Here is a 20,749-nt window from a genome sequence, read left to right as displayed (position 1 = left end):
GGTATCGCTGGGCGACAAGAAATTTCGGCTACCGAAACGCTTAAGTTCAGCTTCAGTATCGGGTGATCGTGCAGAGCGAGCTGCGAGTGTGCCGAGAGTCCGGTGCGGCAGATGATCCGCCATTGTCACGAAACAGCGCCGGAGTCAGGGTTCTCAACGAGGGTCTCGCGGCGATGCACTCATTCAAAATGCGCCTCTGTCCGTGCGCGTGTGATGAGTTCGTCGGCGTGGGGCCCAGGCCGGTCGTCAGTGTGCAGGCGCGGGCTGTCGCAGAAGCGGTAGTAGTAGGTCACCGATCCTGCCGACTTCGGACATGTACGGCGTATCCGACAGGACGAAGTGGGTGACACCGAGTTCGGCGTAGCGCTGCAGTGCGGCACCGACATCGGCGGCCGAACCGACGAGCCAGGTGGTTCCGGCGCCGCCTCCGCCATAGCGGCCGGGCGTGGTGTAGAGGCAGGTGTCGAGAACCTCGCCGCGTTCGGCGAGGTCGAGAAGACGTTGTTGCCCCACGGCAGCACCCTGCCTGCGGCCGTGTAGATCGGGCCGCCCCGCGATCGAGGCGATCTTGGCTTCGGCGTCGCGCCAGGCCTGCTCGGTGGTGTCGCGGATCAGGGTGGTCACCCGTAATCCGAATTCGAGCGGAGCGTGTTCACGACCGACCTTGTCCGACAGCGTCTTCAACCGGTCGATACGCTCGGCGATCCCGTCGAGGGCTTCGCCCCAGAACAACTGCACGTCCGCTTCGGCAACCGCGACGTGTTCAGCGGCAGTCGAGGCGCCACCGAAGTACAAACGGGGGTGGCGGCCCTGCTCGGCACCGAATACTCGGGGGGCCACCGTCGAATGTTCGACGCGGAAGAACTCGCCGTCGAAACTGACATCTTCCTCACGCCACAGGCGGCGAACCACCTGTAGGAACTCTCTGGTGCGGTCGTACCGACGGGACTTGTCGAATTCGCCGTCACCGTATGCCGCCAGGTCGTCGGTGCCGCTGACGATGTTGATGAACAGCCGACCACGGCTGAGCTGATCGAGTGTTGCCGCCGCACTGGCGAAGTGGGCGGGATGCCAGTAGCCCGGCCGGATCGCCACGAGTGGGGTGAAGGTGGTGGTGCGTGCCGCGATCGCGGTTGCGACGGTGAAGGTGTCGGGCCGACCCCATCCCGTGCCGATCAAGGCGCCTGCCCAGCCGTGCTGCTCGGCCCGGAGCGCGAGATCGACCGAGTAGTCCAGGGTTCCCCAGCCGTCAACCGTGTCGTCGCCGCGATGCCCGGGCTCGACGGTGTTCGGGACGTACCAGAGAAATTCGTGGCCGAGCCCGTCGGTCGTCGTCATCAGGCTCCCTTCGCGGCATGGAGATCGGCAAGAACGAGGTCTCTGGTGATCGCCTGAGACAGCCGTGGCACGCCATCCGCAAGCTCGGAATGTCGCCGACGGGGCGGCCGAAACTGACGTTCGCGCCGATGCTGAACACATGGATGTCGGCGAGCCACGGCGCCGATCCGGGAAGCTTTTCGGTGAACTCGTATCCGGGCCCCAGATACGGTGCCACTCCGAGGATGTCGTTCTCGAGTCCTTCCGGTGGTGTGTAGACGTCCCTCCACAGCGCGATGTGCGGCGCGATGGTCGCGAGTTCGGGACGTGTGGACGGGTTCTGCTGGTAGCCCGTTCCGGCGATCACATAGTCGAACGTGCGCACGCCGTCGGCCGCGTCCACTCGTACGCGGCCGCGGTGCTCGGAGGCAGATGACCACGCGGCCGACACGTGTAGGTGGTAGTTGTCGAACGCTGCTGCGCGGGTGACCGAATCCTCCGGGACGTTTGCGCCCTGCCGGGCCGCCTTGACGCGCTGCTCCCAACGCTCGGCGTCACTGAGGAGATGGAACACGTCCTGTACCAACGGGTTGGGTCGGTTGGCGAGATTGGCGACGACGACAGCGGGCCGGCGGGTGTACACGTGCACCTCGCCCGCACCCGCCTCCAACGCCGTCGCCGCGGCGTCAAAGGCCGAGGCCGCAGCACCGAGCACGGCGACACTCTTGCCGCGCAGTGAGTCGAAGTCGATCGCGTCGGCGGTGTGTGCCCACAGCGCCGGGGGCAGGTCGCGAAGTTCGGCGGGGACGTAGGGACCCCCGGTGCCGGACACGCCTCCGGCGAGGACCAGTTTACGGGTGGTTTCGGTCCATCGATGGCCGTCCTGCTCCAGAGTCAGACGCAACCCCGTCTCGCCGGGTGCGATGTCAGTGACGCGGACGCCGCGGCGAACCTCCACACCGACCTGCTCACGGAACCAGCTCAGGTAATCCGCCCAGTCGGATGTGGCGATGCGGTCGATGTCGTCGAAAGCCGCTGTCCCGTAGATGCTTTCGAACCAAGCGCGAAACGTCAGTGCGGCATTGCCCAGCTCGGGACCCGAGATGGTCTTGCCCGTCCGCAGCGTGCGCATCCGTGCACGGGACTGCCAGGCCAGATCTGACTCCTGTCGGCCCGCGTCGATGACGGTTACGTTCGCCACCCCGGCCCGTAGCAGGGCATGAGCCGTGGTGATGCCGGTCTGTCCGCCACCGATGATGGCCACATCGTGGTCGACGTCCTCGCGCGCCGCGATCCAGTTGTTGCCGTCGAGCCCGAGTAACCGCAACGATTCCTTCGCCGCGATATCCGCGGTCGCAATGCTCAGATCCTGTGTGGTCATCGGGACACCGCCTCGGCGAGTAGATGGGAATTGGAAGGCCGGGCGAGCCCGTAGTGTCCACGCAACGTCGAAGCGGAGTACTCGGTGCGGAAAAGGCCGCGCGCCCGGAGAATCGGTACGACATGGTCGACGAACAATTCCAGGCCGGACGGCAGCGTCGGCGGCATGATGTTGAAGCCGTCGGCCGCACCTCCCTGGTACCACTCCTCGATCGTGTCGGCCACCTGCTCGGGTGTGCCCACGAATGTGCGGTGACCGCGGCCCCCGCCGAGACGTCCGATCAATTGCCGCACGGTGAGGTGTTCCCGACGGGCTAACTCGACCACCAGCGTGTAACGGCTCTTGGCGCCTTCGATCGCGTCTTCGGGTAGCAGCCGGTCGGGCAGTTGTTTGTCGAGTTCCAGATCATCGAGCGGGATCCGCAACGTGTTCGCGAGTTGCCGGTGCGCGTACTCGGGCACGATCGCCTCTTCGAGCTCGCGGTCTTTGGCTGCTGCCTCGCCCTCGGTGCTGCCGATCACCGGGACGATACCCGGCAGGATCTTGACGGTGTCGGGGTCGCGCCCGGCCGCGACGGTACGGGATTTGAGATCGGCGTAGAACGCGCGGCCTTCCTCGATCGTCTGCTGCGCGGTGAACACCGCCTCGGCATACCGTGCGGCGAATCCTTTGCCGTCCTCGGACGAGCCTGCTTGGACCAGAAGAGGATAGCCCTGGGGCGAGCGGGGAATGTTCAGCGGGCCTTCGACCGAGAAGTACTCGCCGCGGTGTGCGGGCGGGTGGATCTTCGATTGGTCACCCCACCGACCTGTCGATTTGTCTGCGAGGATCGCATCGTCTTCCCAGCTGTCCCAAAGCTTTTGCGTCACCCGTACGAACTCGTCGGCCCGCGCATACCGGGACGCGTGATCGGGCAACTCGCTCAGTCCGAAGTTGCGAGCCGCTTCCACGGTCGCGGTGGTGACGATGTTCCACCCGGCACGCCCGTTGCTCACGTGGTCGAGCGAGGCGAGCCGACGAGCGAGGTTGTAGGGCGAGTTGTATGACGTCGACGCGGTCGCGATGAGGCCGATCCGCTCCGTGACGCCTGCCAACGCGGTCAACAGGGTCAGTGGTTCGAGCACGCCGAGCGGCCTGCGCCCGACGTCACCGTTGAGCTGCGGACTGTCGGCAAGGAAGAGCGAATCGAAGGTGCCGCGTTCGGCGATGGTGGCCAGCTTGACGTAGTGCGAGACCGTGGTCGCCGCGAACGGGTCGCTCTCTGGCAGACGCCACGACGCCTCGTGGTGGCCCGTGCTCATGAGGAACGCATTCAGGTGTAGCTGACGTCCGCTCATTTAGGTGACCTCCAGACCGGATATGGTGAAATCTGTTGACTGGTCACAAGTTATCGACTCGATGCTGATTAAGCTCCTAACATTCGCTACGAGAATGGTGTAGCGGAACTGCGCCTATGCCGCGTGGCACCCGGCGTCAGGAGGCGACGCTCAGTGCCTCGTCGGATTGTGCATGCATGGCCTCGTCCGCGATCGTCCGCAGTGTCCGCAGGATCAGCGCGATGTTGGGGTCACGTTGCCGCCCGGCGCGGACCACCGCACTGACGGTCCGCCCGCCGAGATCCAGTCCCGGCAGGATGAGACCTGCCAACTTCGCCGGGACCGACAGGCGGGGCACGATCGCCGACGCGACCTCGGTTGCCGCGAGGTCACAGATGTTCTGCGCTCCGATCAGCCGGTGTTTGACCTGTGGTGTGAAACCGGCGCTTTCGCCTGCCCGCATGACCGCGGCGCCGAGGCCGGAATTCTGGGGGCCTGTCACCCATGGTCCGTCGGCCAGTGCTGCAAGACCGTTCTTGCGAACCCTCAAGTGGGTATGCGTTGGCGCCAACAGCACGAGGGGCTCGAACAGCAGCGGCACGGCATTCAGACCGCCTGGTGAATCCTGACCGACGAAGTCGTACTGGCAGGTGATCGCGACGTCCACCTCGCCTTGGCGGAGCAGGCGGATGGCGGCCGAACTCGACTCTTGCTGCACCTGCACCCGTAGATCCGGCGCTTCGCCACTGAGCCGTTGCATGAGCGGAACAGCCAGTGTCGGAATCCCCATGTTGAACGTGGCGATCGCGACCTGCCCGGAGACCCTGTCCCTGGTTTCGGCGACGGCGCTCATGGCTTCGTCGACCGCGACCAGAACACGACGCACGTGCTCGGCGAGCACCTGGCCACTACGGGTCAGCCCCAGAGTTCGGCCGTCGCGCCGGAACAGGACCGCACCCGCCTCTTTTTCGAGCACGCGAAGTTGTTGAGAAACGGCAGAACTCGTGATGTTGCGCCGCTCGGCCACGGCGGTGACCGAACCCAGGTCAGCCAGGTCGGACAGCAGCATCATGCGGCGTAGATCCAACATCAAACACTCCCCGCGGTGGCTTTTGCCCGGAGTGGGTTGGCGATCGGCGCGATTGACATGGGAACCTCATCAGCTTGATGCGAGACTTGCGGCTGGACACAACTGCCCGGCAGCGTGTCGATCAGAGTGGCGCGCGCACAGCTTGTGACGGGCGGGCCCGAAGCAGGGTCAGCGACAACAGATCGCGCTACAGTCGCGCATGAGATCGACGTGCAGTGACGTGATGAGGTCCGTCGAGTTCACAAGACGAAATGATGGCAGACAAACATTGGCGGGCGCAGCCGCGCTACGCCCACCTCTTACATGGTCGGCGGCCTGAACTGGGCTTATGCCGTTGCACCCGCAGGAATCACAGCGGTTGTAATTCCAGCGTCATCAAGGCACGTCGCGTCTCGACAACTGCGGGATTGCGGCGACGTTAAGCCGCGCTGAAACGTTCCGGTAGCAGAAGACGGTTGTTTGTGCTGACGGCCGAACCGACGCTGACCAGAGCGAGGCGGACCGCCGCTCGCCAGACAACACCTCGACACAGGAGTCAGCCCAGATGACCGACCTCTCCGAACGAGCTACCGCAACCAGCCCCCGCACCGACACCGGCCTGGACGTCGTTCCCCTTGCCGGCTACATCGGCGCAGAGATCCGCGGGGTCGATCTCCGTAGCGATCTGGAGCCCAGTGTGGTCGAGGAGATCCGGAGTGCGCTCCACACCCACAAGGTGATCTTCTTCCGCGACCAGGAGATCGGCCACGCCGAACAGGTCGCGTTCGCGCGGCGGTTCGGCCGCGTCACCCCGGCCCATCCGCATGAAGAGGAGCCGCCGGAGGGTTTTCCGGAGATCCTTCCGATCGACAGCCGTCGCTACGAGCGTCACCTCGGCCGCAAGCGTACGTCGTACGACAACAGCTGGCATACCGACGTGACGGCACTGGTGAACCCGCCCGCGGCCTCGATCCTGCGTGCCCACATCCTGCCCCCGTACGGCGGCGACACGGCATGGACCAATCTGGTCGCCGCATACGAGAACCTGCCGAAGGAACTGCGCGACTTCGCCGACAAACTCGACATCAAACATCAGTTCAACACCAGGGCGGTTGCGGGCAGCCAGCGCGACCGCAAAGTCCGGGAGGCCAACCTCGTCGCATACCACCCCGCCGTCAGGGTGCACCCCATCACCGGTGAGCGGGCCCTGTTCGTCAGTCCCGGGTTCACGCGTGGTGCCCGGGAGATCCGTGGCTTCAGCCCATCTCAGAGCGAGGCGATTCTCAAGCTTTTCTGGGAGGAAGCCACCCGAACCGAATTCACTGTGCGGTTCCGTTGGGCGCCTGGCAGTGTCGCGTTCTGGGACAACCGGGCGACGGCACACCTGGCCATTCCGGACGCCGGCCATCTCGATTACGACCGCGTCCTCTACCGTGTGACACTCGAGGGGGACATACCCAAGGGCGTCGACGGCCGCGAATCCGAACTGGTGTCCGGCGAACCGTTCCACGGCTCCTGAATCCACCTGCCTGCAAAGAGAAACGGATCATAATGTCAGTCGCGCTACCCAGCACAGACCATCGACAACTAGGCGCGTACGGGCCGGTCGTCTCGCCAATCGGGCTCGGCTTCATGAGCTTTCGCACGGGCGCCGGCCCCGAAGACGAGAAGCAGGCCAAAGAACTCGTCGACACGGCCATCGATCTCGGTGTGACCCTGTTCGACACCGCCGACGTCTACGGTCCCGAGTTCAGCGAGATCCTGCTCGGCAAGGCGATCCGCGGACGACGGGATTCCCTCGTCATCGCAACGAAGTTCGGTAATGCCCTCGACCGGGACACCAACCCGGATGCCCGTGCGCTCGACGGCAGGCCGGAGTATGTGCGCACCGCGATCGAGGGCTCGCTGCGCCGCCTCGGAATCGACCACGTCGACCTGTACTACCAGCATCGCGTGGACCCCGAAGTGCCCATCGAGGACACCGTCGGCGCCCTCAAGGAACTCGTCGACGCGGGGAAGATCCGCCACATCGGATTGTCGGAGCCCGGCCCGCAGACGTTGCGACGCGCGCACGCCGTACATCCGATTGCCGCGATCCAGAACGAATGGTCACTGTTCACCAGGGATATCGAAAAGGACACCGTGCCGATCGCGCGCGAACTCGGCATCGGCATCGTGCCGTACTCCCCGCTGGGGCGCGGCTGGCTGACCGGTCGGGTGCGTACCACTGCCGACGTCAAGGGCGTCCAGAGCCGGCACCCACGGTTCGGTGCCGACGTGTTCGACCGTAACCGTGCCCTGGCCGACAACGTCGCCGCCGTCGCGGCTGAGATCGGGGTGCAACCGAGCCAGGTTGCCCTGGCCTGGGTACTGTCACGCGGACGGGATGTCGTGCCCATCCCCGGTACCCGGCATGCCGAGTACTTACGGGAGAACATCGGCGCCTTGAGCGTCGAGCTCACCGCAGAACATCTCGAACGGCTCGACACCATTGCCGAAGGGGTGGGTGGCCACCGGTCCATCCGGCCCGAGCACCTGGGCACCGAGGCTCCGGCCGCGCCCTGACCTCGTGCCGAACGTGAAGAAGATGGCGAGATTCCCGAGAAATCCCGCCATCTTCTTCACACTGGGCGCCGACCGAATCAGAAGAATCCGCTGTCGGGAAGCGGCGCCCCGTTCACGGCGATATCTCCGAGGACGCGGGCCTTGTACACGGTCGGGTTGTGGGAGAACAAGGTCCGCAGATTGCGCCAGTGCCGGTCGAGGTGTGCCGTCGAGCGGGCTGAGGATGCCCCGCCGACGTCGAAGATCCGCGAGGCCGCGCGCAGCGCAGGTTCTTCGATCGCGACCTTGACCCGTGCGGCCGCGATCGAAGCCTTGGCCTCCAGCGCAGCGTCGATTCCGTTGACCCGGGCGGCGTCCAGCGCGGGTGCCAGTTCTGTTGCGGCGCGCAGAACCACCGCCTCGGCGGCGTACGCGGCCGCGTCGATCTCGCCGACGATCTCGAGCAGTTGCGGGTCGCGCGCGGGGGCGTCGGCGGTCGCGAATGTGTAGGTACGGTGCCGCTCTCGTACGAGTGTTGCCGCCTCGGACGCGACGCTGCGCAGGATCCCCGCCGCGATCGCGTGCAGGTACAACTGCACCAGGGCACCACGCGCCCGGTCGACACCCACGTTGGTACCCAGCGCCAGCACCTCGTCGTCAGACACCGCGACATCCTCGAAGAGGGTTGTCCCGCTACCGGTATGACGTTGGCCCACGCCGTCCCAATCGTCGAGATGAACGACCCCGGTGCGGTCTGCGGGGACCACAGCCGCAACCGGCGCACCGTCTTCGTTCTCGGCCGTCACCCGAAGATAGTCCGAGAACTGAGCGCCGGTGCTGTAGAACTTCCGGCCGCGTAACCGCAAACCGCCGGCTTCCCGAATCAGTTTGGTGTCATAGCTCTGGCCGCCGACGCTGCGTGTGCTCTGTTCGGAGCTCACCCCGCCGATCAGGCGGCCCTCGGCTATCACGGAGATCCACCGTTGCTTGGCCGCGGTGACCGGGACACGCTGCAGCTCTTCGACGTTCGCGAAGTGCACGCGCAGAATGTGGGCCAGGTCGGGATCAGCCTCGGCCAGAGAGATCAGGAACTCGAAGAACTGCGGCACCGTGTAGTCACCGCCGCCGTACTCCGCGGCCAGGCGCACCGCGCCCAGTCGGTTCTCACGCACGAGTTTCAGCCCGAGGCCGGGTGGTTCGTTGCCACCCTCATTCAGACGGCGGCGGTAGTCTGCGGCAATCTCGCCGAAAACGGTCATTGTCAGTCCTTTCCGGGGCCGGCAGGCGCGGACCCATCGATCCAGGTGTCGTAAAACCACGGCACCGAGTTGGCGGCGTTGGCGAATCCCCGCACCCGCGGCGCGACGGCGAAGATCTGGGTGTCCTCCAGCAGTGGAATGGAGTACGCGTTGTCGATCACGTAGTTGTTGTATTCCTGCAGCAACTTGAGCCGTTGCGCCGGGTCGGTGGCGCTGATCTGGGCCCGCAGCAGGCGGTCGATCGTCGGGTCAGAACCCTCCAGCGCATACAGATCACCGCCCTCGCTGTCGTAGTTCTGCCACAGACGCACCGGGTCGGCGGTAGGCCATCCGTTGCGGCGCAAGCCCACTGAGTCCTCGATGCTGGCGGTCGGATAGTTGGCGAAATCGGTCTGGCGGATCACCAACCGGATGCCGATCCGTCGGAGCTGGCGTTGGATCAGCTCGTACATCGGTTTGGCCGTGTGGTCGTAGACGTCGACATAGATCTTCACGGCGAGTTCCTGGCCGTCCTTGGTCCGGTACCCGTCGTCGTTGATGTGCGTCCACCCGGAGGCCTCGAGCCGGCGAACGGCCTCGGCCGGGTCGTAACGCACCGCGTCGCTGCGGTCGGTGTAGCCGGGAAAGTTCTTGGTGACGATGTTCTGGGCGGGCTTCCAGTTGTCGGTGTAGAGGGTGTTCAGGATCTCGTCACGGTCGATGCCGAAGCCGATCGCCTTGCGGACGTTGGTGTCCCTCAGAAACGGGGCAGTCTGGCGGACGTCGAGAGTGTTGGCCAATCCCGGTGTTCGCAGCCCGCGCACGTCGAAACCTTCTGCGGCCAGCAGGCGTTCGTCCGGCGGCTGGGAGTAGCGGATCGCATCTGCTTGACCGGCCCGCAAAGCGCCGACCCGCACACTGTCCTCGGTGACCGGAATGACGGTGATGGTGTCCAGGTACGCCTCGCCCTGGTGAGGCGCGGTGGCTGGTGCCCAGTTGTAGCCACGTCGCTTCGACAGGACGATCTGCTTGTCCGGGATCTCGGAGGTGGCATAGAACGGTCCGGATCCGATCAGGTTGGTGACGACCGACTGCTGCTCCTTGCTGGCGTCGATCGTGGCGTCGGCGACCAGCCCGGCGGTGTTGAGCGTCAGGACGGCGATGAACGGCGCGTAGGGCTCGGCCAGCGTGACGCGGACGAGGCGGCGGCTGTTGTCGGCCGTGACCGATTTGACCTTGGGAAAGTAGGTATTTCGCGTGATACCTTTGGCTTTGTCGCCGTTGGCCTGCCAGTCCAGGTTCCGCCGCACCGACTCGGCATCCAGCACCTGGCCGTCGCTGTAGGTGACGCCCTCGCGGATGGTGAACTCGTAGATCAGGTGGGAATCGTCGACGGTCCAGCGTTCGGCGATCCAGGGTACGAACTCGAAGGTCTTCGGATCCTGATACACGAGTCGATCCAGCATCTGGTCTTTGAGCAGGCTGTTCTGCCAGTAGCTGACCTGGATCTGAAGGGATGCCGGGGCTTCCGCGTCCAGATAGGTCAGGTGGCCGCCGCGGGTGCCCGCCGGGGCCGGCTGTTGATCGGGGTCGGAGCCGCAGGCGACCAGCCCGGACGTGACGACCGACACCGCCGCCACGAGGGCGGCCACTCGTCGCCGGGTGCTCATGCCGCTCGCGCCGGCGCGCCGGGAATCGCGTCGAGCAACCGCCGGGTGTAGGCCGCGGCCGGTGCGCTGAAAACCTGTGCGACAGGCCCGGTTTCCACCAGCCGTCCGTGCTCGAGCACGCTGACGGTGTCGGCGATCTGACGCACCAGGCTGAGGTCGTGCGAGATGAACAGGTAGGTGAGTGCCAGTTCACGCTGAAGTTCGATGAGCAACTCCACGACCTGTGCCTGCACGGTGACGTCCAGCGCCGAGGTGGGCTCGTCGAGTACCAGGATCGGCGGATGAAGTATCAGGGCCCGGGCCAGAACAACGCGTTGGCGTTGGCCGCCGGAGATCTCGCGTGGCTTGCGGTCGGCCAGTGTCGCCGGGAGCCCGACTCGGTCGAGTGCGTCGGCCACCTCGCGGCGCCGTTGCGACCGCGACCCGATGCGGTTGATGCGCAATGGCTCTGCGACGGCCTCACCGATCGTGAACCGGGGGTCGAGTGCTGCCAACGGATTCTGATGCACCATCTGTAGCGTGCGGGCCTGTGCTCGCTGCCGCACCGGATCCAGCGGGCTACGCGGCTCCCGCACGACGCCGTCGACCCGGACCTCACCTGAGTCGAAGTCGGTGAGGCCGGCCAACACCCGCGCGGCCGTGGTCTTACCGGAACCGGACTCTCCGACAAGCGCGTGGATCGACGCGGTTTCGACGTCGAAGGATACGGAGTCCAGTGCGCGAGTTTCGCCGAACTGTTTGACCAGTCCACAAACTTTCAAGATGGGTTCGGCGGTAGGTTGTCGCGAGATGGAAGATCGGGCGTACTTGTCCGGGGACAGTGCCGGTGCGTCGGCGATGAGCTGACGGGTATAACTATCCTGTGGCGCGACCAACACTGTTGTCGTCGGCCCGGTTTCGCGGACCTCACCGTCACGGAGGACAACGACGTGATCGCTGTGATGCTCGGCGAGGGCCAGGTCATGCGTGATGAACAGAACCCCGAGCCGGCGTTCTCGCCGGAGCTCGTCGAGCAGCTCGAGGATGCGTTGTTGCACCGTGACGTCGAGGGCAGAGGTCGGTTCGTCGGCAATGAGGAGACGGGGTTCGCCGGCGATGGCGATGGCGATGAGCACACGTTGCAGCTGCCCACCGGACAGCTGATGCGGGTAGTGCCTGGCCCGCCGCTGCGGCTGCGGGATACCGACGCGTTCAAGTAGTTCGACCGCGCGCATCTGTGCGTCGCGGCGGTCGGCGATCCGGTGGACCGTGAGCACCTCCGCGATCTGGTCGCCGACCCGCTTCAAGGGGTCGAGTGAGCCGAGCGGATCCTGTGGCACGAACCCGATCGTGGTGCCGCGTAGTTCCCGCCACTTCCGTTGGGAGAGTGCGGTCACGTCCTGATCGCCGATGCGGATCTCCCCAGCGGCCACCCGGCCGTTGTCGGGCAGGAGTCCCTGGACGGCGCGCGCGATGGTCGACTTGCCCGATCCCGATTGGCCGACCAGGGCGACAACCTGGCCGGCTCCGACGTCGAGCGAGACATCGCGCACCACACCCGATTTGGTGCCGTAGTCGATCGTCAGCCCGGAAACCGCCAACAACGCAGTGGAACTCATATTTCAGCCAATCTTTATTCGGACGAGGTGGGCGAGCCTGGACAGGCTCATGACCGTCAGCACGATCGCGATGGAAGGAAAGAACACCAATCCCGGTGCCGAGTTGATGTAGTTGCGGCCCTCGGAGATCAGCAATCCCCATTCGGGCTCCGGGGGCTGAGCGCCGTAGCCCAGGAAGCTCAGTGACGCGATGGCGAGGATGGCGGTGCCGAACTGCAGCGCCGCCAGGGACAGCACCGCCGAGTAGGAGTTGGGCAGGACATGGCGGAACAACAACGCCAGGTGCCCGGCCCCGAGGTGTTCGCTCGCCTCGACGAACGGCAGGTTCCGGATCTCGAGCACCTCGGACCGGGCAAGCCGCGCGAACACCGCGATCGAGGAAACGCCGACGGCGATAGCGGCGTTCACCGTGCCGAACCCGAGCGCGACGATGATGGTGATCGACAGCAGCAGCGTGGGAATCGACAACAGGACGTCGACGATGCGGCTGATGACGCTGTCGGTGGCGCGCCCGAAGTACGCGGCCAGCAGGCCGAGGATCGTTCCGACCACCAAGCCGATCACGACGGCGATGAAGGAACCTGCAATGGTCGCCCCGGTACCCGCGACGACACGGCTCAGCAGGTCTCGGCCGATGTAGTCGGTGCCGAACGGGTGGGCCAGGCTCGGACCCGCGAGCGGCAGTTCCGGATTCTCCTGCAGTGGGTCGTATGGGGCGATAGCGCCCGGGGCGACGATCATCGCGGCGACAAGCACCAGGAAGAGCAGGGGCACGAGGTCGGCGATCCCGACGTCGATGCGCCTGATTCGGGGGACCCGAATTGCGGGGAGTGCCTCGGTGAGTGTCATGCGGCGGCCAACCGTGCCGCGCGCGGAATCGACCGCTCGATACGGGGATCGATCAGCGGATAGAGCAGATCCACAATGAGATTGACGACGACGAACGTCACCGACACCGTGATGACCACGGCTTGGATGATCGGTGTGTCCTGGTTTCGCACTGCGGTTTCGGTGAGGTATCCGATACCCGTGCGGTTGAAGATGGTTTCGGTGATGACTGAGCCGGCCAACAGTTCACCGACAGTGATAGCCACGATGGTCACGGTGGGAATAGATCCGTTCTTGAGAAGGTGTCCGAAGACGATGCGGTCGTTGCCAAGGCCTTTGGCCCGCAGCACCTCGACGTAGGGTTGGCCGGCTGCATTGCTGAGCCCCTGAATCAGGACCTGGGCGATGGGAGCGGCCACGGGTAACGCCAACGGGAGCGCCGCGAGCACCGTCGACGCGAGGCCTTCGTCGCGCACTGCCGAGACCCAACCGAGGCTGAACGAGAAGACCTGCAGGGCAACGAGTCCGGTGACGAACACCGGAATGGACAGAAACGCCGGCGGCAGCGCCCGGGCTGCTTCGCGAACCGGTGGCCAGGGTGCGAACACCGCGCCGAGGGCGATCGCGAAGCCGAGCAGCGCAGCGAGGACGAAAGCCACGCCGGCAAGTGCCAACGTCGACGGCAGCGCATGGGCCATCAACCGCGACACGGACTGCCCGCTGTTGAGCGAGTAGCCGAGATCGCCGGTGAACAAGCGTTGCACCGACACCCCGAACTGCACGATCGCCGGGTCGCTGAGCCGATAGTAGTCACGCAAAACCTGTGCGTCCTGGTCGGAGATGGGGTTCTCCGGATTCGATATCTGCTGCTCGATAGGATCGCCCGGCAGCACGTTGAGGACGAAAAACACTGCCGTATACGCCAGTACGATCACGATGACGGACTGGGCGATGCGCCGCAGCGTGAAGGTCAACACCTCGGGAAAGCTATTGCCGCGATCGCCCGCCGGCAAGGATTCATACCTTTAGGAACTTTAAGCCGACGCTTCAGCTGAGCTTAACTGTCGTGCGGCAATTGAATTTTCGTTGATCGCAACGGTTGTCCAGGCCGACCGGGTCAGTAGCGTATGCGCCATGGCTGTCTCACTGTCGGTCGGAGTCGAGGTCACCGGGGACGGGCTCGATGACCCAGGTTCCGACACCACGACACGCGGTATCGCCGCACTGGCCCGACGACTGGAATCCGCGGGGGTGACCTACTGGGTGATCGGCGCGCAACGTGGTGAGGCGCCCGACGCCGCCTCGGTGAGCCTCGACCCGTCGCTCATTGCCACGGTGGCAGCACGCCATAGCACCACGCTCGGACTGGTCGTCGCGGCCGCGGGCCATCGCGACCACCCGTACAACCTCGCCCGGCGGTTGGTCTCGGTCGACCACGCAGCGCAGGGCAGGGTCGGCTGGTTGGCGCTGGACTTCGACCACACCATCGCACTCAACGCGGCCACCGACACCTGGACGGACGCCCGACTCGATCGACACCACACCGCAGATGTGATGTCGGCCGTGCGAACCCTTTGGCGCACATGGCCATTGGATTCGGTCGTGGGGGACCGGGTGAGCGGTGTCTTCACCGACGTGACGCGGATCCGGCGCGCAGATGTGCGACGCGGATATGACATCGCCGGGCCACTCAACGTCCCCGGTTCGGTGCAGGGCGACCTGCCGGTATGGCGGCAAGCGCACGCCGGTGAGGCCGCCGAGGGCGCGGATCTGCTCGTGGTGGAAGACGGTGAGCCCATCCCGCGCGACCGCGCCACAGTGGTGCGGCTGCGAACGGGCGACGGCATCGGTGCGGCACTCGATCGGCTCGCACGGTCGGCGGTAGCAGCCGGCGCGATACTGCGCCTGACGCCCGACGAACTGCCCGACGTTCTCGACCGCGTGCTGCCCGATGCGCGGGCGCGGGGGATCGTCGGCCCGGCCGGTGGGGCCACGCTGCGCGAGCGGCTGAGATTGCCAGTGCCGGTGGCCCCGGATCTGAGCGGCCACCCCACCGTATTCGCCACCGTTCCCAATCCGGGAGGACGCCTGTGACTCGCATCGACCGTGAGCTGATCCTGAACGTCAACGTGCTCAACGTCGGCATCCACACCGGCTCGTGGCAGCGCAGCAGCGAAGCGGCGACCGCGTTCGCCGATCCGGGCTACTACGTGCGGATGGCACACATCGCCGAACGGGGACGGCTCGACGCACTGTTCCTCGCCGACGGCCCGGCCCTGCGGGAACACCCGGCGCTGCGTCCGTCGCAAGCGTTGGAGCCCAGTGTGATTCTGGCTTCGGTAGCGGCCGAGACCGAACACCTGGGTCTCATCGGAACCCTGTCCTCGACGTTCAACGACCCGGTCGAGCTCGCCCACCGGCTGCTGGCGCTCGACGACCTGTCCGGCGGGCGTCTGGCGTGGAACATCGTCACCACGTACTCACTGCCCGCGGGGGGAAACTTCGGCCTCGCCGACTATCCGGACCGGCCGACGCGATACCGGCGGGCCGCGGAGTTCGTGGACGTGGTGCGTGCGCTGTGGCGAGATGCCGCCGATCCGAGTGGACGCGGTATCGATCACCACGGCGAGTTCTTCACTGTCGTGGGGTCCTTGCCGCAGGGGCCGTCACCGCAGGGATACCCGCTGCTGGTGCAAGCCGGCGGGTCACCGCAGGGTCGCGAGCTGGCCGGCCGGGTCGCCGATGCGGTGTTCAGCGCCGAACTCGACCTGGGCGCGGGCATCGACCACTACCGGTACGTGAAGGACGTCGCCGTGGCGCACGGCCGCCGGCGCGGTGACGTCAAGATCCTGCCTGGACTCATCACCACGATCGGCAGCGACCGCGCCGAGGCCGAGCGCCGCTACGACGAACAGAACGCGCTTCTACCGGTCGGCCACGATCTGGAGCGGCTGTCGCAGGTACTCGGCGAGGACCTCTCGGCACATCCGCTCGACGAACCGGTTCCTGCGCGCCTGCTCGGTGAGGTTGCCGATCCGGCGAAATTCGGTGCCTCGCTGGGGTTCCGGGAATCGGTGGTGCGGCTGATCGAGAGCCGCAACCTCACCCTCCGCGAAGCGGTCCGGGAGTTCAGCGGCGCCGGGCACCGGGTGATCGTCGGGTCACCTGCCGACGTCGCGGACACCATCGAACGATGGTTTCTGGCAGGCGCGGCCGACGGCTTCAATCTCATGCCCGATGTCTTTCCCGACGGTCTGGAGATATTCGTCGACGAAGTGGTCCCGCTACTGCAACGGCGCGGGGTGTTTCGCACCGAGTACACGGAATCGACTCTGCGGGAACGGTTCACCGGCTACGCCTATCCTGTCGGCGTGCCCACCTTGGTGACAACGCGCTTCGCGTAGTCGTCCGGCGCGGCCGGCGCTTTGGCTTGCGCAGCCCACGTCGTAAGTTGGTGCCCATGGACACGCCTGTCGCCGTCGTCACCGGAGCAAGCCGCGGGGCGGGTCGCGGGATCGCCGCGGCCCTTGTCGCCCGAGGCTGGCGGGTCTATGGCACCGGCCGCACGGTGACCGATGCCGGTGGGGTGGTGCCGATGCAGGTCGACCACGCCGACGACGAAGCGGTTGGTGCGATGTTCGATCGTGTCGCCGCCGAATCCGGCCGACTGGACCTGTTGGTCAACAACGCCGCCGTGATCAGCGACGACCTTGTCGACCCGAAACCTTTCTGGCAGAAGCCGATCGAGCTCGCCGACGTGCTCAATGTCGGGTTGCGCTCGGCGTACGTCGCGTCGTGGTTTGCCGCGCCGCTGCTGACTGCCAACGACAGAGGGCTGATCGCGTTCACGTCGTCGCCCGGTTCGGTGTGCTACATGCACGGGCCGGCGTACGGCGCCCAGAAGGCCGGTGTGGACAAGCTCGCGGCCGACATGGCCGTCGACTTCCGCGGCACCGGGGTGTCCACGGTGTCGATCTGGATGGGCATCCTGCTGACCGAGAAACTGCGGGCCGCGTTCGCCGGCCATCCCGACGCGCTCGCCAAGACCGCAGAGCACGCCGAAACCCCGGAATTCACCGGCTATCTGATCGATGCGCTCTACCGCGATCCGGAGGTGTCTGACCTGTCCGGGCATACGGTCATCGGCGCCGAACTCGCGCACCGCTACGGCCTCACGGACGAGGCTGGGCGCGTGCCGCCGTCGCACCGCGACATGCTCGGCGCCCCGCGCGAACCCAGCTCCGTCGTGGTGAGGTGAGCGCCCGTGGCCCAGCGTGATCGCGACGAATCGGGGCGTCCCCGCAGCGCACGTCCGCGCGACGCCCTCGGCCGGCCGCTTCCACCCGGAAGCGAGGGAGTTCCCCGTATCCCGGACGATCTGGAACTGGAGCCGGCCGAGACGCTCGCGTACGCCCAGGACCTCCTGAACCGCGGATTGGCGTTCAACGCGCACGAGGTACTCGAGGCGGCCTGGAAGAACGGCCCCGACGACGAGAGAGCGCTGTGGCAGGGACTGGCCCAGCTCATGGTCGGCGTCACACACGTTCAGCGCGGCAACGTCAACGGGGCGATCGCGCTGCTGCAGCGCGCGGCTGACCGACTTGCGCGCACGGGCCTGCCCGCGCCGCACTCCATCGACGCGGCGGGTTTGATTGCCTACGCCCGCGCACTCATCGACGATCTCCGGGCCGGCATCCCGATCGCGCCGACCCGCCTGCGGCCGCCGCTGACCGTCGACTAACCCCGCCGAAAACCGGTGTGGCTGCGGATCAGCGGCAACGTCGCCAACGTCGCGAAGCCGGGCGCGGCCTCACACACCTCTGGAACGGCGTTGAGCACCTGCATCGCGGTCGCGACGTTGGCCGCCCGGACATGCTCGGCCATCGTCGCCTCACGGGTGAAGCTCGCCAGACTGAAGAAGTGCGTCTGCATGGACGGGTCGCCTTCGATGGTCAGCGTCCAACCGTGCTTGGGGCGCGGCCAATGATCGGGATATTCGTTGCCGACCGTCCACAGCGTCTCGATCTCCACGAGCGGTTCACCGGCACGCACCCCCACCCAGTTCCACCGTTGTCCGGCCGTCGTCCCCGCACGCAGCACATGGTCGAAGATCTGGTGGTCGGCGCGTGCGGCCACCGCGTCCACCGACGACGTCACCTCGTCGATATCGGCGCCCAGCGCATCGGCCAGCAACCACACCTGTTCGGTGAACAGCTCGTTGTTGAATGCCAGGAACTCGGTGGCGTCAACGCTGATGTCCTCGACCGGCTGCCCGAACGACATGTTGTCGAACGTGATCGACGTGCTGTCGTAATCCGACCAATCCGCACGCTCCTGCAGCGTGATCTTGTCGATCGTGCGGCTCATACCCGACAGCACCAGCGGCAGCGCCCCGGACAGATTGCCCGGGTTCAGTCCGCTGCCGTGCACCGTCGTCCCGCCCGCCGTGCAGGCGGCCAGCAGCCGGTCCCGGTCGGCCTGCGGCAGCCGCCGTGGATGGAACAGAAACGCGGTCGTCACCACGTTCTTGCCGCTGGCCAGGATCGCGCAGACGTCATCGAGGCTCGTGATCCGCGGGGTGTATACGACGCAGTCGGCGTCCAGCGCGAGGATCGCCTCGGTGTCGGTGGTCGCCGCGACACCGACGGGAGCGCCGCCCAGCAGCTCACCGGCGTCCATCCCGTTCTTGCCCTCGGAGTACACGCGCACCCCGACCAGCTCCAGATCCGGTCGGTCGTGAAGCGTCGCCGCGAGTGTCTCGATGCCCACCGCACCCGTGCCCCACTGAATCACCCGGTATGCCATACGTTTCCGCCTCCGATGCCGCCGCCCTGCGATAGTTCGACAGGCTAGCCAATTTCGGTCGCGGTGTGGGCCGGTCTGAGGAATCCGGCGATTACGTGCGGAGTAATCGAACATCGGCGCCCGGCCCGGGCATACTGACGCCGTGGCCGACAGTCATGCCAAGCCCCCGATTCTGTTCCTTCACGGTGTTTTCGGCAGGCCGGCGCTGCTCGCGCCGTGGACCCGGTTCTTCGAAGCGGCCGGATACGAATGTCATACGCCGACGCTGCCGGGGCGTGATCCCAGTGACGACGCCGTGCTGACCCGCACCGGAATCCAGGACTGCTACGAGGTGGCGCTGGCAGCCTATGACGAGTTGTCCGAGCCGCCGGTGGTGATGGGGCACAGCATGGGCGGGCTGCTGACCCAGAAGATCGCCGAGGCACGCAGCCCGCGTGCCGCGGTACTGCTGGCCTCCATCCCGCCCGGCACGTTGTGGCCGCAACTGCGCCCCCTACCGCACCTGTTCCCACTGATGCCGAAGATCCTGGCCGGAAAGCCGTTTCTCCCGTCGCCGAGAACCATGCGCGAAGTGCCCTTGAGCACGCTGCCCGCCGCCGAACAGGAGGAGCTGATTCCGCAGCTCGTACGTGACTCCGGGCGCGTGTTCCGTGAAATGTCGATGGGCGCACCGGTGACCAAGGTCGACGCGAGCGCGGTCACCTGCCCGGTGCTGTGCGTCAGTGCGGGATCGGATCGCAATGTGGCCCAGTGGATTTCGCGTCGTATTGCCGCCCGTTACGGGGCTGAGCACCAGATCCATCCCGACAAGCCGCACTGGATCATCGCGCAGTCCGCGCTCGACGAGGTGGCGCCACCGGTGTTGGCGTGGCTGCAACGGACCCTGCGGGTGGCCGCATGAGTATTCGCGGCACCCGACGCGGTCTGGTCACGCGCAGTGCGGTGGGCCTGAGCGCGGCGGAGGCGTTCGTCCTGATCGCGATCGCCACCATCCTGATCACGCGGCTCTACCTGGAATTGACCGGCTACCCGCAGATCGGCGGCGGCAACCTGCACATCGCCCACGCGTTGTGGGGCGGCGCGTTGATGATGGTGGCCCTGCTGATCGGGTGGATGATGCTGGGCTTCGGCGCCCGCATCGTATGTGTTGTATTGGGCGGCATAGGGTTTGGCCTGTTTCTCGACGAAGTGGGCAAGTTCGTCACCAAGGACAACGACTACTTCTACGGCCCGGCCGCGGAAATCATGTACATCCTCGTGATCCTGATTCTCGTCGGGGCGCGCGTGTTGCGCGGATTCCGGCCGCTCACCGCGCGGGAATGCCTGGCGTCGGCGGCCTCGATCGCCGCCGACGGGGTCGCGCGGGGACTGGCCGATCACCGTCGGGAGATCGGGTTGACGCTCGTCGAGCAAGCGCTGACGCGCGGCGCCACCGCGGCCGAGGTCGAACACATCCGCGCACTACTGATCGCGGCCGATCACGCACCCGACCGCCTGTACCGGTTGCAGCGCCGGCTGCCGCAGCTCGTGCCCGGCTTCTTCCGCAGCCCGCGCTGGGTGCCGGTGGTGGGCTGGCTGATGGTGGCCGGTGCCGTCGCGGGTGTGTTGTTCGGCGCGCTCGGCCTCGTCGTCGGCGACTACTTCTACGACGACCACAACATCACCTTCCGGCTCGCCGGCGCGAGCCCCGCGTCCATCATCCTGTTCGTCACCGCGGTGCTGACCGCGATCCTGGCCGTGCCCGCGATGATCGCGCTGCCCCGCACCGACGCCATCTGGCCCTTGCGCTGGCTGCGCAACGCCGCGCTCACGTTCACTTTTCTCAACGCGCTCGTCGACTTTGCGACAGAAGGATTTGGTGCCCTGCTCAACATGTCGATCGGGCTGTTCACGCTGGCGATCCTGTCGTATCAGCTGGACCGCGCCGTCGTTGCTCGCGCGCCACGCGAGCCGGTCGCTGCGCCTTGACCGCCGTTGTCACGT

General features: G+C 66.2%; 18 protein-coding genes. 8 read left to right on the top strand and 10 right to left on the bottom strand.

Going from position 1 to position 20,749, the window contains the following annotated elements:
* Nucleotides 1–246 precede the first annotated feature (246 nt).
* From ACOI2T_RS20660 to ACOI2T_RS20645, 4 genes are all read right to left on the bottom strand, one after another.
* The gene (locus ACOI2T_RS20660; RefSeq protein WP_409505621.1) at nucleotides 247–1,338 is read right to left on the bottom strand and encodes an LLM class flavin-dependent oxidoreductase; all 1,092 of its coding nucleotides are present in this window, start codon (nucleotides 1,336–1,338) and stop codon (nucleotides 247–249) included.
* Nucleotides 1,250–2,698 (bottom strand): NAD(P)-binding domain-containing protein, encoded by a 1,449-nt coding sequence (locus ACOI2T_RS20655; protein ID WP_409505622.1) that lies wholly within the window; start codon nucleotides 2,696–2,698, stop codon nucleotides 1,250–1,252. The genes ACOI2T_RS20660 and ACOI2T_RS20655 overlap by 89 nt, the downstream gene beginning before the upstream one ends.
* Nucleotides 2,695–4,035 carry an LLM class flavin-dependent oxidoreductase gene (locus tag ACOI2T_RS20650; RefSeq protein ID WP_409505623.1) on the bottom strand — a complete coding sequence of 447 codons (1,341 nt, stop codon included), beginning with the start codon at nucleotides 4,033–4,035 and terminating at the stop codon, nucleotides 2,695–2,697. Before ACOI2T_RS20650 ends, ACOI2T_RS20655 begins: the two co-directional genes overlap by 4 nt.
* A gap of 136 nt (nucleotides 4,036–4,171) precedes the next feature.
* Nucleotides 4,172–5,104, bottom strand: a complete 933-nt coding sequence (locus ACOI2T_RS20645) for a LysR family transcriptional regulator (RefSeq protein ID WP_409505624.1) — start codon at nucleotides 5,102–5,104, stop codon at nucleotides 4,172–4,174.
* Nucleotides 5,105–5,648: 544 nt separating this feature from the next.
* On the opposite strand from ACOI2T_RS20645, the gene ACOI2T_RS20640 reads away from it, so the two are divergent.
* On the top strand, nucleotides 5,649–6,602 hold the full coding sequence (locus tag ACOI2T_RS20640) for a TauD/TfdA dioxygenase family protein (RefSeq protein ID WP_409505625.1): 954 nt from the start codon (nucleotides 5,649–5,651) through the stop codon (nucleotides 6,600–6,602).
* Between the two features lie 32 nt (nucleotides 6,603–6,634).
* The gene (locus ACOI2T_RS20635) at nucleotides 6,635–7,648 is read left to right on the top strand and encodes an aldo/keto reductase (protein WP_409505626.1); all 1,014 of its coding nucleotides are present in this window, start codon (nucleotides 6,635–6,637) and stop codon (nucleotides 7,646–7,648) included.
* A 77-nt stretch (nucleotides 7,649–7,725) separates the two neighbouring features.
* Here ACOI2T_RS20635 and ACOI2T_RS20630 read toward each other — a convergent pair whose 3' ends face one another.
* The 5 genes from ACOI2T_RS20630 to ACOI2T_RS20610 are packed head-to-tail and all read right to left on the bottom strand — an operon-like array spanning nucleotide 7,726 to nucleotide 13,974.
* On the bottom strand, nucleotides 7,726–8,886 hold the full coding sequence (locus ACOI2T_RS20630) for an acyl-CoA dehydrogenase family protein (RefSeq protein ID WP_409505627.1): 1,161 nt from the start codon (nucleotides 8,884–8,886) through the stop codon (nucleotides 7,726–7,728).
* Between the two features lie 2 nt (nucleotides 8,887–8,888).
* Complete coding sequence (locus tag ACOI2T_RS20625) at nucleotides 8,889–10,535, bottom strand: ABC transporter substrate-binding protein (RefSeq protein WP_409505628.1); 1,647 nt, start codon at nucleotides 10,533–10,535, stop codon at nucleotides 8,889–8,891.
* Nucleotides 10,532–12,133 carry a dipeptide ABC transporter ATP-binding protein gene (locus ACOI2T_RS20620; protein WP_409505629.1) on the bottom strand — a complete coding sequence of 534 codons (1,602 nt, stop codon included), beginning with the start codon at nucleotides 12,131–12,133 and terminating at the stop codon, nucleotides 10,532–10,534. The genes ACOI2T_RS20625 and ACOI2T_RS20620 overlap by 4 nt, the downstream gene beginning before the upstream one ends.
* A gap of 3 nt (nucleotides 12,134–12,136) precedes the next feature.
* Complete coding sequence (locus ACOI2T_RS20615; RefSeq protein ID WP_409505630.1) at nucleotides 12,137–12,982, bottom strand: ABC transporter permease; 846 nt, start codon at nucleotides 12,980–12,982, stop codon at nucleotides 12,137–12,139.
* A complete protein-coding gene (locus tag ACOI2T_RS20610; RefSeq protein ID WP_409505631.1) occupies nucleotides 12,979–13,974 on the bottom strand; it encodes an ABC transporter permease in 996 nt (331 codons plus the stop codon). The genes ACOI2T_RS20615 and ACOI2T_RS20610 overlap by 4 nt, the downstream gene beginning before the upstream one ends.
* A 121-nt stretch (nucleotides 13,975–14,095) precedes the next feature.
* Between ACOI2T_RS20610 and ACOI2T_RS20605 the strand changes: the two genes are divergently transcribed.
* From ACOI2T_RS20605 to ACOI2T_RS20590, 4 genes are read left to right on the top strand one after another with little or no spacing between them, the layout of a single operon-like run.
* Nucleotides 14,096–15,055 (top strand): LLM class oxidoreductase, encoded by a 960-nt coding sequence (locus ACOI2T_RS20605; protein WP_409505632.1) that lies wholly within the window; start codon nucleotides 14,096–14,098, stop codon nucleotides 15,053–15,055.
* 35 nt (nucleotides 15,056–15,090) lie between these two features.
* Entirely contained in the window at nucleotides 15,091–16,365 is a 1,275-nt protein-coding gene (locus tag ACOI2T_RS20600; RefSeq protein WP_409505698.1) for an NtaA/DmoA family FMN-dependent monooxygenase, read from the top strand.
* A gap of 56 nt (nucleotides 16,366–16,421) precedes the next feature.
* Nucleotides 16,422–17,219 (top strand): SDR family NAD(P)-dependent oxidoreductase, encoded by a 798-nt coding sequence (locus ACOI2T_RS20595; RefSeq protein WP_409505633.1) that lies wholly within the window; start codon nucleotides 16,422–16,424, stop codon nucleotides 17,217–17,219.
* A 6-nt stretch (nucleotides 17,220–17,225) separates the two neighbouring features.
* Entirely contained in the window at nucleotides 17,226–17,702 is a 477-nt protein-coding gene (locus ACOI2T_RS20590) for a DUF309 domain-containing protein (protein ID WP_067851392.1), read from the top strand.
* Here ACOI2T_RS20590 and ACOI2T_RS20585 read toward each other — a convergent pair.
* Nucleotides 17,699–18,766, bottom strand: coding sequence for an NAD(P)H-dependent amine dehydrogenase family protein (locus tag ACOI2T_RS20585; RefSeq protein ID WP_409505634.1), 1,068 nt, complete (start codon nucleotides 18,764–18,766; stop codon nucleotides 17,699–17,701). The genes ACOI2T_RS20590 and ACOI2T_RS20585 overlap by 4 nt on opposite strands.
* Before the next feature lie 142 nt (nucleotides 18,767–18,908).
* On the opposite strand from ACOI2T_RS20585, the gene ACOI2T_RS20580 reads away from it, so the two are divergent.
* Entirely contained in the window at nucleotides 18,909–19,667 is a 759-nt protein-coding gene (locus ACOI2T_RS20580) for an alpha/beta hydrolase (RefSeq protein ID WP_409505635.1), read from the top strand.
* Complete coding sequence (locus ACOI2T_RS20575) at nucleotides 19,664–20,734, top strand: hypothetical protein (protein WP_409505636.1); 1,071 nt, start codon at nucleotides 19,664–19,666, stop codon at nucleotides 20,732–20,734. Before ACOI2T_RS20580 ends, ACOI2T_RS20575 begins: the two co-directional genes overlap by 4 nt.
* The last annotated feature ends 15 nt before the right edge of the window (nucleotides 20,735–20,749 follow it).

Origin of the sequence: Mycolicibacterium wolinskyi str. Jessa 2025 (genome assembly GCF_049241375.1) — a bacterium.
Classification (GTDB): domain Bacteria; phylum Actinomycetota; class Actinomycetes; order Mycobacteriales; family Mycobacteriaceae; genus Mycobacterium; species Mycobacterium wolinskyi.
This window is presented reverse-complemented; position numbering and strand designations above follow the sequence as displayed.

What these genes read in the sequence shown, in the direction of transcription:
- ACOI2T_RS20660 (WP_409505621.1), bottom strand. Translation starts at nt 1,338, where the DNA reads ATGACGACGACCGACGGGCTCGGCCACGAATTTCTCTGGTACGTCCCG.
- ACOI2T_RS20655 (WP_409505622.1), bottom strand. Translation starts at nt 2,698, where the DNA reads ATGACCACACAGGATCTGAGCATTGCGACCGCGGATATCGCGGCGAAG.
- ACOI2T_RS20650 (WP_409505623.1), bottom strand. Translation starts at nt 4,035, where the DNA reads ATGAGCGGACGTCAGCTACACCTGAATGCGTTCCTCATGAGCACGGGC.
- ACOI2T_RS20645 (WP_409505624.1), bottom strand. Translation starts at nt 5,104, where the DNA reads ATGTTGGATCTACGCCGCATGATGCTGCTGTCCGACCTGGCTGACCTG.
- ACOI2T_RS20640 (WP_409505625.1), top strand. Translation starts at nt 5,649, where the DNA reads ATGACCGACCTCTCCGAACGAGCTACCGCAACCAGCCCCCGCACCGAC.
- ACOI2T_RS20635 (WP_409505626.1), top strand. Translation starts at nt 6,635, where the DNA reads ATGTCAGTCGCGCTACCCAGCACAGACCATCGACAACTAGGCGCGTAC.
- ACOI2T_RS20630 (WP_409505627.1), bottom strand. Translation starts at nt 8,886, where the DNA reads ATGACCGTTTTCGGCGAGATTGCCGCAGACTACCGCCGCCGTCTGAAT.
- ACOI2T_RS20625 (WP_409505628.1), bottom strand. Translation starts at nt 10,535, where the DNA reads ATGAGCACCCGGCGACGAGTGGCCGCCCTCGTGGCGGCGGTGTCGGTC.
- ACOI2T_RS20620 (WP_409505629.1), bottom strand. Translation starts at nt 12,133, where the DNA reads ATGAGTTCCACTGCGTTGTTGGCGGTTTCCGGGCTGACGATCGACTAC.
- ACOI2T_RS20615 (WP_409505630.1), bottom strand. Translation starts at nt 12,982, where the DNA reads ATGACACTCACCGAGGCACTCCCCGCAATTCGGGTCCCCCGAATCAGG.
- ACOI2T_RS20605 (WP_409505632.1), top strand. Translation starts at nt 14,096, where the DNA reads ATGGCTGTCTCACTGTCGGTCGGAGTCGAGGTCACCGGGGACGGGCTC.
- ACOI2T_RS20595 (WP_409505633.1), top strand. Translation starts at nt 16,422, where the DNA reads ATGGACACGCCTGTCGCCGTCGTCACCGGAGCAAGCCGCGGGGCGGGT.
- ACOI2T_RS20585 (WP_409505634.1), bottom strand. Translation starts at nt 18,766, where the DNA reads ATGGCATACCGGGTGATTCAGTGGGGCACGGGTGCGGTGGGCATCGAG.
- ACOI2T_RS20575 (WP_409505636.1), top strand. Translation starts at nt 19,664, where the DNA reads ATGAGTATTCGCGGCACCCGACGCGGTCTGGTCACGCGCAGTGCGGTG.